This window comes from Escherichia sp. WS338 (assembly GCF_046486405.1).
Lineage (GTDB): Bacteria > Pseudomonadota > Gammaproteobacteria > Enterobacterales > Enterobacteriaceae > Escherichia > Escherichia coli.
Window position 1 is genome coordinate 55063 of record NZ_JBJQLL010000018.1, and the last position, 14360, is coordinate 69422.

The window sequence follows — 14360 nt, forward strand, 5'->3', positions numbered from 1 at the left end:
CCCGCTGCTGCGGGGTTTTTTTTCGTCTTTAGAAAATTGAACTGACTTTCGTCAGTTATTCCTTACCCAGCAATGCCTGCAGATCCTGCTTCAAAGAAGACATTTTATTCGCGTATTTCTCTTTGTTTTCCGCATCTTCAATCAGCTGAACAATCGTTTCAGAAAGCGTTTTACCGCGACGCTGCGCAAGACCAGCCAGACGTTGCCAGACAATAAATTCCAGATCGATCGATTTTTTGCGCGTATGCTGGTGTTCCGCATTAAAATGGCGCTTCCGTCTGGCCCGAATGGTTTGCTTCATGCGATTGACCAGTTCCGGATTCATATGCTTGTCAATCCAGCCATTTACCAGCACGGGTTCATTTTCCAGCGAGAGCAACACATCGACGGCTTCCTGGGCGGCACTGGCTTCTATGTAACGGGTGATTAACTCCCCTTCGCGGTGCTTCTTCACCAGATACTTCCATTTCCAACCGCTTTCAAGATTTTCAAGTTGTTGATATTTCATAGCGATCTCAATGTTACCGTGTAACTCTTTACAGAATATCAGCTTTTTGGGCCAGTGAAGAAAAGAATCTCCATCCTGTGAGCTTTAACGCCCATGCCAGGAGTATTGTCGGTGCTTTCTACGTGTGCTGTAGTGCCGGTTACGGTATAATCGCGGCTTTGACAACAGACTAAAAAACATCAACTTTGACCATTACGAAACTTGCATGGCGTGACCTGGTTCCTGATACCGATAGCTATCAGGAAATATTTGCTCAGCCACATTTGATTGACGAAAACGATCCTTTATTCAGTGATACTCAACCGCGACTGCAATTTGCGCTGGAGCAGTTGCTGCATACGCGAGCATCCTCCTCTTTTATGCTGGCGAAGGCCCCGGAAGAGTCTGAGTATCTGAATCTTATTGCCGATGCCGCGCGTGCGCTACAAAGCGATGCAGGCCAACTGGTGGGCGGTCACTATGAGGTTTCCGGGCACACCATCCGCTTACGTAACGCAGTGAGTGCAGATGATAATTTTGCGACTTTAACGCAAGTTGTCGCTGCCGACTGGGTAGAAGCGGAACAACTCTTTGGCTGCCTGCGCCAGTTTAATGGCGACATTACCCTGCAGCCAGGTCTGGTGCATCAGGCAAATGGCGGTATTCTCATCATCTCTTTGCGTACACTGCTGGCGCAACCTCTGCTGTGGATGCGGCTGAAAAATATCGTTAACCGCGAGCGTTTTGACTGGGTTGCGTTTGATGAGTCGCGCCCTCTCCCCGTCTCTGTGCCTTCGATGCCATTGAAGCTGAAAGTCATTCTGGTAGGCGAACGCGAATCATTGGCTGATTTCCAGGAGATGGAACCAGAGCTTTCAGAGCAGGCTATTTATAGCGAATTTGAAGATACTCTGCAGATTGTCGATGCGGAGTCAGTAAGCCAGTGGTGTCGCTGGGTAACATTGACCGCAAGACATAATCACTTACCTGCACCGGGAGCGGATGCCTGGCCGGTACTTATCCGCGAAGCAGCCCGCTACACCGGTGAACAAGAAACACTTCCGCTTAGCCCGCAGTGGATCCTCCGCCAGTGTAAAGAGGTCGCCTCCCTGTGCGATGGCGACACCTTCTCCGGCGAGCAGCTAAACTTAATGCTGCAGCAGCGTGAATGGCGTGAAGGTTTCCTCGCTGAACGCATGCAGGATGAGATCCTTCAGGAGCAAATCCTGATTGAAACCGAAGGCGAACGCATCGGGCAAATTAACGCCCTTTCGGTCATTGAATTTCCGGGTCATCCACGCGCTTTTGGCGAACCTTCTCGCATTAGCTGCGTTGTGCATATTGGCGATGGTGAGTTCACCGACATCGAACGCAAAGCGGAGCTTGGCGGCAATATCCATGCGAAAGGGATGATGATCATGCAGGCGTTCCTGATGTCGGAACTACAGCTTGAGCAACAGATCCCCTTCTCAGCATCGCTGACATTTGAGCAGTCATACAGTGAAGTGGATGGCGATAGTGCCTCGATGGCTGAACTCTGCGCCCTGATAAGCGCCCTCGCCGATGTGCCGGTGAATCAGAGTATCGCTATCACAGGTTCAGTCGATCAGTTCGGTCGTGCCCAGCCGGTCGGTGGTTTAAATGAGAAAATCGAAGGCTTCTTTGCTATTTGCCAGCAACGTGAGTTAACCGGGAAACAAGGTGTCATTATCCCCACTGCTAACATTCGCCATTTAAGTCTTCACAGTGAACTGGTGAAAGCGGTAGAAGAAGGCAAATTCACCATCTGGGCAGTAGACGATGTGACTGACGCACTGCCGTTATTATTAAATCTGGTGTGGGATGGCGAAGGCCAAACGACGCTGATGCAAACCATCCAGGAACGTATCGCGCAAGCATCGCAACAGGAAGGACGTCACCGTTTTCCATGGCCATTGCGTTGGCTGAACTGGTTTATTCCGAACTGATCGGACTTGTTCAGCGTACACGTGTTAGCTATCCTGCGTGCTTCAATAAAATAAGGCTTACAGAGAACATGGTAGATAAACGCGAATCCTATACAAAAGAAGACCTTCTTGCCTCTGGTCGCGGTGAACTGTTTGGCGCTAAAGGCCCGCAATTGCCAGCACCGAACATGCTGATGATGGACCGTGTGGTCAAAATGACCGAAACGGGTGGTAACTTCGACAAAGGGTATGTTGAAGCAGAACTGGATATCAATCCGGATCTGTGGTTCTTCGGATGCCACTTCATTGGCGATCCGGTTATGCCGGGATGCCTGGGCCTGGACGCAATGTGGCAGCTGGTAGGGTTCTACCTCGGCTGGCTGGGCGGCGAAGGTAAAGGCCGCGCGCTGGGCGTTGGCGAAGTGAAATTCACCGGTCAGGTACTGCCGACAGCGAAAAAAGTGACCTACCGTATTCACTTTAAACGCATTGTTAATCGACGTCTGATTATGGGTCTGGCAGATGGCGAAGTGCTGGTTGATGGTCGTCTGATCTATACCGCCAGCGACCTGAAAGTCGGTCTGTTCCAGGATACGTCTGCCTTCTGATTATAATCAGACAGAGTATCAAAAGGCGAAACCTCCGCAATGCGGAGGTTTCTTTTTAAAGAGACAGAATCAGGCCATTACTACCCTGTCCGCCATGGCTTCTCGCCAGCCTCCCAGCCATTGTGACCTTTGATTCAGCGTCTGATAGGGACACATTTCTTTTGAGCGTCCGGCGATGCCGGCCTGATAACCACGTTGATGTGCCCGTTCCAGGCGATCTCGTTTTTGTCTCTTCATGCCTCGTTTCCCTCATACTGGTTTCTGGTGGAAAAGAAAACAGTGATTACTAAATGTGCAATCACAGTTAAGCAATACCGCGAATCATAACTGCCGTCAATGCGCAAAATTCACGCCACTGTCATATTTGTGAGCTACACGGGCATGTCAGTTGTACAAAAAATGTGAAGAGGAACAACTTTTTCCGCACCTTAGAAACAAAAAAACCGCCTCAGGCAACATACCGGAGACGGTTATATTTACAAATCTTTATGATTACGGTAGACGCTTTATCTCTTGCGCAATAGAAGCGGCTTCCTGACTCCAGACACTAGCCAGCACTTTAACCATTTCATCGTAACCATCCTGAGTTTGCACCCCTTCCAGACGGAACGGACGTTTGATCAGTTGTCCCTGGTGGTTCAACAGCCACTCACCACTGACAATGACCTTGCCATCATATCGCCCGTTAAACTCCGTTACGGTAACATTGAGCGTATCCTGGGCGCTTCCCAGAGGCTGGGAGGCAACCACCCAGCCGGGCAGTTGCGTGCTCAGGTTGGCAACCAGAGTGTTGCGCAACTGTTGATCCAACGGGCTGGCCCACAGGTTGTTGTTGGCAATCACATACTTCACATCACTGGTTTGATAAACCACACCATTCCCCGCCAGATAGTCAGGAACAGCGACCTGCTCAACCCATAACAGGCGATTACCCTGGCTGGCGGTGCTTTGTGTACCGCTCTGCACCACAGGTAACTGGTAATAGTTTTTATTAATTTCGCCGGAGCTGCATCCGGCCAGCCACAGTGCCGCAATCGTCACTAGCCACTTTTTCATTGTTTCGCCCTCTTCGGCTCTGGATCTTTTTTGTCCTTCGCTTCAAATACCAGCGCGTTACTCTTCTCGTTGAGCGTTTTCAGCACCGGTTGCAGTTCTCGCAACACCTGATCAAGGCGCTGCATATCCGCCACCATCTTGTTGTAGGCTGCGGAACCAGGCTGGAAGCCCTGCATGCTGCGATTCAATTCACGCAACGTTGACTGCATATCCGTCGGTAACTGCTGCATCGACTGGCTGGCAAGGATCTTGTTCATGCTATCCAGCGTCGTTTGCAGGTTTTTCATTGTGCGCTGACTTTCAGAAAGCGTACTGGTTGCCTGTTCAATCATCGGATTCAGTGGCAGTTTGTTGATCTTATCCAACGCTTCCATCAGTCGTTGCTGGATTTGCGCTAGGCCGCCGCTGACGGTCGGGATAATCTGATAACCATTAAATTCACGAATACCGGTTATTGCAGGCGTATTTGGATAGAAATCGAGATCAACATACAGTGCGCCAGTGACCAGGTTTCCGGTTTTCAGCGATCCGCGTAAACCACGTTTCAACAATTCGCCAAGGTGCTCAACAACATCCGCATTTTCGCCAAGCTGCATTTTCAGCCGCTCTGGCTCGATACGAATCAGTACCGGAATACGATAATCATCGTTAAATGTCTGACGCATATTCGGCGCAAAGAATGGCACTTTGCTTACGGTACCCAGGCGAATACCCCGGAATTCTACCGGAGCTCCCGGTTGCAGACCGCGTACCGAATCTTTAAAGAACATCAGATAATCAATGTGATCGGTGTACAACGAATCCTGAATGCTCTTCTGATCATCATACAAAACGAAAGCTGTTTTCGGTGCCACTGGCTGCCCTAAATCCAGACCTTCCGGCACATCAAAGCTGACACCGCCACTAAGCAGCGTTGTCAATGAGCCCATCTCCACACGCATTCCCGCTGACGTCAAATCAACCGCAATGCCACTATCTTTCCAGAAGCGAACATTGCTGGTCACCAGTCGGTCATAAGGTGCATTGATGAACAGTTGATAGCTGATATTGCGTTTTTGCGTATCGAAGGTGCTGGTTTCAACCGAACCTACCCGATAGCCACGGAACAGCACGGGATCTCCTGGCGAGAGCTGCCCGGCTTTTTTGCTATCGAGAATCACACGGATACCTTTCGCATCAGGCGGGGCCAACGGTGGCGAGTCCAGCAAATCGTATTTATCCATTTTGCTGCCTTTCGCGCCTGGCTGCAGTTCGATATAAACCCCAGACAGCAGCGTTCCCAGGCCGCTAATCCCTTCTCGACCAATCTGCGGTTTCACCACCCAAAAGACGGTATCTTTATGCAGCAATTTTTCCATACCGGAATTCAGCCGCGCTTTGATTTCAACGTGCGTCAAATCATCAGCCAGTGTGGCGCTTTCAACCACGCCGACGTCAACGCTACGGCTTTTAATGGTGGTTTTACCACCTTCAATTCCTTCCGCATTCGCGGTGATCAGGGTCACTTCCGGCCCCTGATGGCTGTAATGATAAAATAGAACCCAGGCCCCAATGAGCGCCGTGACGATAGGAAATATCCACACGGGAGACCAGTTCTTCACTTTCTGGATTTTGGCTTCCCCATTATTAGATTCCATACTGTCAGGACTCCTCATGCTCTGATTCAGGTTGACGATCCCACGACAAACGCGGGTCAAACGTCATAGCAGAAAACATTGTCATTATGACGACTAAAGCAAACATTAATGCACCCATTGCCGGATAAATACTCATTAAACCTCCCATACGCACCAGCGCCGAGAGCACCGCGATAACGAAAACGTCAATCATCGACCAGCGGCCTACAAACTCAACAACTTCATAAATCAAATGCATTCTTTCACTGTCGCGCTTGCCATGCCCTTTGGCATCCCAACACAACCACGCTATGGCGATCATCTTTAACGTTGGCACCATAATACTGGCCAGAAAGATAACCGCAGCGACGGGATAAGATCCTTCGCTCCATAACAGAATGACCCCAGCGAGAATCGTCGACGGCATCTTCGAGCCTAATAAATCCGTCACCATAATGGGCAAAATATTAGCCGGAAGATACAACATGATGGACGTTACAAGCAGCGCGAGTGTCCACTGCAGGCTGTTTCTACGCCGAACGTACCCTTTGGTACTACAACGCGGGCACACGGGTTCATCAGCAGGAAGGATTGCCGTACAACAGGAGCACGAACGCAGCCCCTGACGTATCCCCGTGACGCCTGGTTTTAGCGGCTGGCGCAGTTCTGGCATCGGGGCGATGTCGTCCCATAACCAGCGACGATCAACGCACTGAAAAGCGCGCAGTTGCAGGACACAAAATAAACACCAGGGGAGAAAGCTGCTGCCTACCCCAATGCTGCCGTAGGCCATCAGTTTAACGAAACTGACCAGCACACCCGCGAGGAAAATCTCCGCCATTCCCCAGGTTTTGAGTTGAAAAAGCACCCGTGCCAGTTGCTCTTTTAAACGGACCGGTAATTCTGCGCGATTCACCAGTAACAGAATGGTTATCAGACAAAACGCGGGAACCAGTTGCACAAACAACAGGAAAAAGGTGCCGAGGCTGGCGTAGTCCTCAGAAAAAAGCACGCCGGGAATTTCCAGTAATGTAATTTCACTGGTGACTCCTGCAACGTTCATATTCACAAAAGGAAACAAGTTGGACAGCAACAGCATGAACAGTGCAGCCAACGCATAGGCGGTGGGACGCTGCCGAGGGGCATCCCACGCCACGGTTAACGTTGTGCCACACCGGGGACATGCCGCTTTCTGACCATGCTCAAGGCGCGGTAACGCCACCAGCATGTCACACTGCGAGCACAGGATGTGCTTCGCGGCATGATGATGTTCGCACATTGGTACTCCTTAATGATGCGCTATTTTACAGATGACTAACAAAGTGTTGGTTTTCATGCCTGATAAACCCAGTTCATCAGGCAATTTTACCGTTGTCAGCTGTCTCTGTTTAAATCGACTATTTTGCGATCAGCCACCATTTTTTAACGCTTCAAGATACTCCCAGCGTTCAAAGGCTTGCTCCAGCTCCTGCTCTGCAGCAGCCATATCGGCGAGCACTTTTTGCGTCTGCTCATGCGGCTGACTGAAGAAGGAAGCATCCGCCACCTGCGTCTGTAGGGCTTCCAGCTTCGCCTCCAGATCTTCGAGCAATTGCGGTAGCTGCTCCAGTTCGCGCTGCAATTTATAGCTTAGTTTGCTACTGCTGCGTTTTACAGTTTCTGCTTTTGGCGCGGCGGCTTCTTCGATTTTTTTCACCGCAGGCTGTTTGAGCGCCACATACTGTTCTTGCTGACCACGGGCATCATGATAACCGCCGACATAACGACCAATTTTACCGCCGCCTTCGAAGATCCAGCATTCTGTAACGGTGTTATCGACAAACTGACGATCGTGGCTCACCAGCAATACCGTGCCCTGGTAGCTGTCGATCAGTTCTTCCAGCAGTTCCAGCGTTTCAACATCAAGATCGTTGGTCGGTTCGTCAAGAATCAATAAGTTGCTTGGTTTGAGGAACAAACGCGCCAACAGCAAGCGGTTACGCTCACCGCCAGAAAGCGCACGTACCGGCGTCATCGCCCGTTTCGGATGGAACAGGAAGTCCTGCAAATAGCCCAAAACATGACGTGGCTTGCCGTTAACCATCACCTCTTGCTTACCTTCAGCAAGGTTATCCATCACCGTTTTATCGGGATCCAGTTCCGCACGGTGCTGATCGAAATAAGCCACTTCCAGTTTGGTGCCAACGTGAATACGCCCGCTGTCCGCCTGAAGCTGACCGAGCATCAGTTTCAGCAGCGTGGTTTTGCCGCATCCATTCGGACCAATCAGGGCAATTTTGTCGCCACGTAGAACCTGGGCAGAAAAATCTTTCACCAGTTGCTTACCGTCGACCTGGTAGCAAACGTCTTCCATTTCGAAAACGATCTTACCGGAGCGGCTGGCCTCTTCCACCTGCATCTTTGCGGTACCCATCACTTCGCGACGTTCGCCACGCTCGCGACGCATTGCTTTCAGGGCGCGTACGCGGCCTTCATTACGGGTACGGCGTGCTTTGATCCCCTGGCGGATCCACACCTCTTCCTGCGCCAGTTTGCGATCGAACTCGGCATTTTGTAGTTCTTCCACACGCAAAGCTTCTTCTTTTTCCAGCAGGTACTGGTCGTAATTCCCTGGATAGGTCACAAGTTTGCCGCGATCGAGATCAACAATGCGCGTCGCCATATTGCGGATAAACGAACGGTCGTGGGAGATGAAAATTATCGTCCCATTGAAGGTTTTAAGGAATCCTTCCAGCCAGTCGATGGTTTCGATATCCAGGTGGTTAGTCGGTTCGTCGAGCAGCAATACGCGCGGATTGCTCACCAGCGCGCGTCCTAATGCCGCTTTACGCAACCAGCCGCCGGAAAGCGACGACAGCGCAACGTTAGGATCTAACCCCAGTTGCGCCAGCACTTCGTTAATGCGGTTTTCCAGCTGCCACAGGTTGTGGTGATCCAACTGTTCCTGAACCTTCGCCAGTTCGTTGAGATTTTTCTCGCTCGGGTCGTTCATCACCAGGCGCGAAATATCGTGATAGCGTTTCAGGTATTCCGCTTGTTCTTCAATGCCTTCGGCAACGAAATCATAAACACTCCCCTCAACGTTACGCGGCGGATCCTGTTGCAGACGAGCTACAATCAAATCTTGCTCGTAAATAATGCGACCGTCATCCAGCCCTTGTTCACGGTTGAGGATTTTCATTAACGTCGATTTGCCTGCGCCGTTACGGCCTACCAGACAAACACGTTCGTTATCTTCGATATGCAGTTCTGCGTTATCGAGAAGCGGCGCGTCGCTGAACGACAGCCATGCGCCATGCATACTGATTAATGACATTACTATTCCTTTCAGGCTGCGGTAATCAGCCAGCAGTTGTGGATCTGGCGGTTACGGGCAAAATCCTGGGAGAGCGTTTTTTGCGTAATTTCTTGTGCTTTCAGTCCCAGTTTTGCCAGTCCGTCAAGATCCATACGGAAGCCACGTTTGTTGTTCGAGAACATGATCGTCCCACCAGCACGTAGCAGACGTTTCAAATCTTTCATCAGCGCCAGATGATCGCGCTGAACATCAAACGCATCTTCCATTCGTTTTGAGTTAGAGAAGGTTGGCGGATCGATAAAGATCAGATCAAACTGTTCATTTGCCTCACGCAGCCACGCCAGGCAATCGGCCTGAATCAGGCGATGCGCACGCCCGGTTAGGCCATTCAGACGCAGGTTGCGTTCTGCCCACTCCAGATAAGTACGCGACATATCCACGGTGGTGGTGCTGCGTGCACCGCCTAATCCCGCATGCACGGTGGCACTGCCGGTATAAGAGAACAGGTTGAGAAAATCTTTGCCTTTGCTCATCTGACCGAGCATACGACGGGCGATGCGGTGATCGAGGAACAGACCAGTATCGAGATAATCCGTCAGGTTCACCCACAAGTGAGCGTTATATTCGGTAACTTCCAGAAACTCGCCCTTCTCGCCCAGTTTCTGGTACTGATTTTTGCCCTTCTGACGTTCACGGGTTTTCAGCACCAGTTTGTTTGGCGCAATCCCCAGTACCGAAATGGTTGCAGCGATAATATCGAACAGACGCTGACGCGCTTTGTGCGCATCAATAGTTTTTGGCGGCGCATACTCCTGCACCACCACCCAGTCGGCATAACGATCAACGGCAACGTTATATTCCGGCAGATCGGCGTCATACAGGCGGTAACATTCAATCCCTTCCTGGCGAGCCCACTTCTCGAATTTTTTGAGGTTCTTACGCAGGCGGTTAGCGTAGTCTTCCGCTACCATCGCCGGTTTGCTGTCTGGAGTGCTTTCGGCAACGTGGTAATTTTTCTGTACGCAGTCCAGCGGGCCGTTTTTCGCCTTGTACTGTTTGTCTGCACGCAGCTGCAGGCAGCTGAGCAGATCCGGCGAGGCACTAAACAAAGAGAGATTCCAGCCACCGAACTGGTTTTTCATGATTCGGCCCAGCAGACTATGTAGCGCAATCAGCGCCGGTTCGCTGTCCAGACGTTCACCGTATGGCGGGTTGCTCAACACTGTACCGTACGGCCCTTTCGGCAGCGGATTGGTCAGTTGCGCGACATCTTTCACCTCAAAGGTGATCAGTTCACCAATCCCCGCAAGACGGGCGTTAGTGCGCGCACGTTGAATCACCCGTGCGTCGCTGTCCGAACCGTAAAAATGAGAGCTATACTCAGCCAGGCCTTTACGGGCGCGAGTTTGCGCTTCCGCTTTCACTTCCTGCCAGATAGCTTCATCATGCTGCGCCCAGCCGCTAAAGCCCCAACGCCCACGGTGCAAACCTGGTGCGCGATCGGTCGCCAGCATCGCAGCTTCAATCAGCAACGTACCAGAACCACACATTGGATCGAGCAGCGGTGTTCCTGGCTGCCAGCCGGATCGCATCACAATAGCGGCTGCCAGGGTTTCTTTGATCGGCGCAATACCAGCACGATCGCGATAGCCACGCAGATGTAAACCATCACCACTGAGATCAAGGGCGATACTGGCAGTTTCTTTATGCAGCCAGACGTTAACGCGGATATCCGGCGCATCGCGATCAACATTTGGACGCGGCAGATTTTTCCGCGTGAAAGCATCGACGATCGCGTCTTTCACTTTCATCGCACCGTACTGACTGTTGCGGATGGTGTCATTCAAACCACTGAAGTGGACAGCGAAGGTCGCACCAGGATTAAACATCTCTGTCCAGTTGATCGCCTGAACACCGAGATAGAGGTCTAAATCGCTGTAAACCTTACACTCGCCCAGCGGCAACATAATACGCGAGGCCAGGCGGCTCCACATCAGGCTCTGGTAAACAAGCCGTGTGTCGCCCTTGAAATGGACCCCACCCTGAACCACCTGGCATTCAACGGCCCCCAGGTTTTCCAGTTCAGTTTTTAACAGCTCTTCCAGCCCACGGGCCGTACTGGCAAACAGAGAATTCATATCGTCACTTTTACTCTAAGAGCCTACCGCAGTAGGCGTAATTGTTGCAGTCAGTCTGGACATGGACAGCGCGGAGAAACCGGAGCGTACACAAGTACGTGAGGATTTCGAGCACAACCCAGGGCCAAACTGACAAATAAAATAGCCTAATGGGACAGGCGCTAAGAAAATTGTTGCGCATTATAGCTAATAAGCGCGTCATGTCATAAAGTTGAGGGCTTATTTTCATTTGAGGACCGCACCGTGGCGACATTAACCCGGCTTTTTATTCATCCTGTTAAATCGATGCGCGGCATTGGTCTTACACATGCTCTGGCTGATGTCAGTGGTCTGGCCTTCGATCGCATCTTTATGATCACGGAACCTGACGGTACGTTTATTACCGCTCGCCAGTTTCCCCAGATGGTACGGTTTACTCCTTCACCTGTGCATGATGGCTTGCATCTCACCGCACCAGATGGCAGTAGCGCATATGTTCGTTTTGCTGATTTCGCCATACAAGACGCACCAACCGAAGTTTGGGGCACACATTTTACCGCGCGAATTGCGCCAGACGCGATCAACAAATGGCTAAGTGGATTTTTCTCCCGCGAAGTGCAGTTGCGCTGGGTGGGGCCACAAATGACGCGGCGCGTGAAACGCCACAACACTGTACCCCTGTCATTTGCTGATGGCTATCCTTACCTTCTTGCTAACGAAGCTTCCTTACGTGACCTCCAACAACGTTGTCCGGCCAGTGTAAAAATGGAGCAATTCCGCCCTAATCTGGTGGTTTCCGGCGCGTCCGCCTGGGAAGAAGATAGCTGGAAAGTGATTCGCATTGGTGATGTGGTATTTGATGTGGTTAAACCTTGTAGCCGCTGTATTTTCACCACCGTCAGCCCAGAAAAAGGGCAAAAACATCCGGCAGGCGAACCATTAAAAACATTGCAATCTTTCCGCACTGCCCAGGATAACGGCGATGTCGATTTTGGTCAGAATTTAATTGCCCGTAATAGCGGCGTGATTCGCGTTGGCGATGAGGTAGAAATACTGGCAACGGCTCCGGCTAAAATTTACGGCGCAGCTGCCGCTGATGATACTGCCAACATCACGCAACAACCGGACGCAAACGTAGATATTGACTGGCAGGGACAGGCATTTCGTGGAAATAACCAACAGGTGTTGCTGGAGCAATTAGAAAATCAGGGAATTCGTATCCCTTATTCTTGCCGCGCGGGCATTTGTGGAAGTTGCCGTGTTCAGCTTTTAGAAGGCGAAGTCACGCCGCTGAAAAAATCAGCAATGGGCGATGATGGCACCATTCTTTGCTGTAGCTGTGTACCGAAGACTGCACTTAAGTTGGCGCGTTAGACTGCCTGTTCGAGGCTGAAGCTGTCAACATTCACCTGCGGTTTCAGCCTGTCGTTCATGATTTTAATGGCGTCGCCCAGCTGCATCGCGCGACCCGCAATAACAACGCAGGGTTGGGCTAGCAGACATAGCGCGGCATTTTCGCCAGATTCAACGACCAGCAAATTGACTTGCTCGTGAGTGTCGCTCAACCAAACGCAGGCCGCATCGCCCGGCATGGGCACCCACATTTCACCATGGGAAACAAAATGCCAGCTTTTCGGCATTTGCGGTTTGAGATAACGAATTGCTACCAGTGCATTAAGCACCAGTTCGGCTTTTTGTTCTTTAGATAAATTAAAATCGCGGCATTTTTCTTCAAATGAGAAATAGAGCGCGGCGTCGTCAACGCAAAAGCCTGCGGGAGAAAAGGCATCTGGAGTCAACATTTTGCGCGCAAAACGTGAGCGAAATAGCATACCATTGGCTAAATCGAGCATCATTCGATCGTGCTCTTCATCGTAATACCAACGCCAGTTATCGTCTGGTTTAATTCGCATTTGCCTCTCCCCTACCCTATAAAACCGCAGCAACACAATCCATTGTCGCTTCGCTTAATAACCTCAACAATAAAAGTACAAAATGTCTAAATAAGCAACAGCGATGAATATAAAACAACCAGGGCTTAAAATAAAGCCCTGATTATCTTATAAAGAGGAATTCGAAGAAATAATTAGATATGGGTAACGATTTCTTTAATCAGCGGCGGACCTTTAAAAATAAAACCAGAATAAATTTGCACCAGTGAGGCCCCCGCAGCAATCTTTTCACGCGCAGCGATAACCGAGTCAATGCCGCCAACACCGATGATCGGTAAGCGACCGTTTAATTCCTGTGACAAGCGGCGAATAATTTCTGTGCTTTTTAACCGAAGCGGACGACCACTTAAGCCACCGGTTTGATCGCAATTTTTCATTCCCTGAACCAGAGAACGATCGAGAGTGGTATTGGTTGCAATAACGCCATCAATATTATGGCGAACTAAACTATCGGCAACCTGGATCAATTCTTCTTCAGAAAGATCCGGCGCGATCTTCACTGCGATCGGCACATATTTATGGTGCATCGCTTGCAAATCATTTTGCTTATTTTTAATCGCGGTTAAGAGATCATCCAGCGCTTCGCCATATTGCAGTGTGCGTAGTCCTGGGGTATTCGGCGATGAAATATTGATGGCGATATATCCCGCATAAGCATAGATTTTTTCCATACAAATCAGATAGTCATCTTTACCCTGCTCCACCGGCGTATCTTTATTTTTGCCGATGTTAATACCCAGGACGCCATCATAATGGGCTTTTTTTACGTTCTCTACGAGGTTATCAACGCCAAGATTATTAAAGCCCATACGGTTGATCAAACCTTCGGCATCTACCAGACGAAAGAGACGCGGCTTGTCATTACCTGGCTGTGGACGTGGCGTGACGGTACCGATCTCGATCGATCCAAATCCCATCGCGCCTAACGCGTCAATGCACTCCCCGTCTTTATCAAGACCGGCTGCCAGACCAAGCGGATTTTTAAACGTCAGGCCCATGCAGTTAACAGGTTTCGCAGGCACTTTCTGCCGCACCAGTGCTTCAAACGGCGTTCCTGTAATACGGCGTAATTGCTGAAAAGTAAACTCATGAGCGCGCTCTGGATCGAGCTGGAAAAGGGCTTTACGAACGAAGGGGTAGTACATGAACTCTCCTGGATTCCCGGTGTGCAAACCGGGGGCGTATTATGTGCGAGTTCGGACCAAAAGGGAATTGACCTGCGGCAATAAATAGCAAACGTTTTCTTATTGCGCTTTTTTTATGCTTTTTTTGGCTTTTCT

At 50.5% G+C, this 14360-nt stretch carries 12 protein-coding genes; 3 read left to right on the forward strand and 9 right to left on the reverse strand.

Going from position 1 to position 14360, the window contains the following annotated elements:
* Window positions 1–55: 55 nt before the first annotated feature.
* On the reverse strand, window positions 56–508 hold the full coding sequence (matP, locus tag ACJHWT_RS16605; RefSeq protein ID WP_000877161.1) for a macrodomain Ter protein MatP: 453 nt from the start codon (window positions 506–508) through the stop codon (window positions 56–58).
* 185 nt (window positions 509–693) lie between these two features.
* On the opposite strand from matP, the gene ACJHWT_RS16610 reads away from it, so the two are divergent.
* Window positions 694–2454 carry a Lon protease family protein gene (locus ACJHWT_RS16610; RefSeq protein WP_000156476.1) on the forward strand — a complete coding sequence of 587 codons (1761 nt, stop codon included), beginning with the start codon at window positions 694–696 and terminating at the stop codon, window positions 2452–2454.
* A 68-nt stretch (window positions 2455–2522) separates the two neighbouring features.
* A complete protein-coding gene (fabA, locus tag ACJHWT_RS16615) occupies window positions 2523–3041 on the forward strand; it encodes a bifunctional 3-hydroxydecanoyl-ACP dehydratase/trans-2-decenoyl-ACP isomerase (RefSeq protein WP_000227927.1) in 519 nt (172 codons plus the stop codon).
* 69 nt (window positions 3042–3110) lie between these two features.
* Here fabA and rmf read toward each other — a convergent pair whose 3' ends face one another.
* The 6 genes from rmf to rlmKL all read right to left on the reverse strand — a co-directional run bounded on the left by rmf (window position 3111) and on the right by rlmKL (window position 11149).
* On the reverse strand, window positions 3111–3278 hold the full coding sequence (gene rmf, locus ACJHWT_RS16620; protein ID WP_000828648.1) for a ribosome modulation factor: 168 nt from the start codon (window positions 3276–3278) through the stop codon (window positions 3111–3113).
* Between the two features lie 255 nt (window positions 3279–3533).
* On the reverse strand, window positions 3534–4097 hold the full coding sequence (pqiC, locus tag ACJHWT_RS16625) for a membrane integrity-associated transporter subunit PqiC (RefSeq protein WP_000759110.1): 564 nt from the start codon (window positions 4095–4097) through the stop codon (window positions 3534–3536).
* On the reverse strand, window positions 4094–5734 hold the full coding sequence (pqiB, locus tag ACJHWT_RS16630; protein ID WP_000445541.1) for an intermembrane transport protein PqiB: 1641 nt from the start codon (window positions 5732–5734) through the stop codon (window positions 4094–4096). Before pqiB ends, pqiC begins: the two co-directional genes overlap by 4 nt.
* Before the next feature lie 4 nt (window positions 5735–5738).
* Entirely contained in the window at window positions 5739–6992 is a 1254-nt protein-coding gene (gene pqiA, locus ACJHWT_RS16635; protein WP_000333176.1) for a membrane integrity-associated transporter subunit PqiA, read from the reverse strand.
* A gap of 129 nt (window positions 6993–7121) precedes the next feature.
* On the reverse strand, window positions 7122–9029 hold the full coding sequence (locus tag ACJHWT_RS16640) for an ABC transporter ATP-binding protein (RefSeq protein ID WP_000053080.1): 1908 nt from the start codon (window positions 9027–9029) through the stop codon (window positions 7122–7124).
* Between the two features lie 11 nt (window positions 9030–9040).
* The gene (gene rlmKL, locus ACJHWT_RS16645) at window positions 9041–11149 is read right to left on the reverse strand and encodes a bifunctional 23S rRNA (guanine(2069)-N(7))-methyltransferase RlmK/23S rRNA (guanine(2445)-N(2))-methyltransferase RlmL (protein WP_001086527.1); all 2109 of its coding nucleotides are present in this window, start codon (window positions 11147–11149) and stop codon (window positions 9041–9043) included.
* A 243-nt stretch (window positions 11150–11392) separates the two neighbouring features.
* On the opposite strand from rlmKL, the gene ycbX reads away from it, so the two are divergent.
* Complete coding sequence (gene ycbX, locus ACJHWT_RS16650; RefSeq protein WP_000224263.1) at window positions 11393–12502, forward strand: 6-N-hydroxylaminopurine resistance protein YcbX; 1110 nt, start codon at window positions 11393–11395, stop codon at window positions 12500–12502.
* Here the strand turns inward: ycbX and zapC are convergent.
* On the reverse strand, window positions 12499–13041 hold the full coding sequence (gene zapC, locus ACJHWT_RS16655; protein WP_001295353.1) for a cell division protein ZapC: 543 nt from the start codon (window positions 13039–13041) through the stop codon (window positions 12499–12501). The two genes, ycbX and zapC, sit on opposite strands and share 4 nt — an antisense overlap.
* 173 nt (window positions 13042–13214) lie before the next feature.
* Window positions 13215–14225, reverse strand: coding sequence for a quinone-dependent dihydroorotate dehydrogenase (gene pyrD / locus ACJHWT_RS16660; protein ID WP_065203456.1), 1011 nt, complete (start codon window positions 14223–14225; stop codon window positions 13215–13217).
* Window positions 14226–14360: the final 135 nt, after the last annotated feature.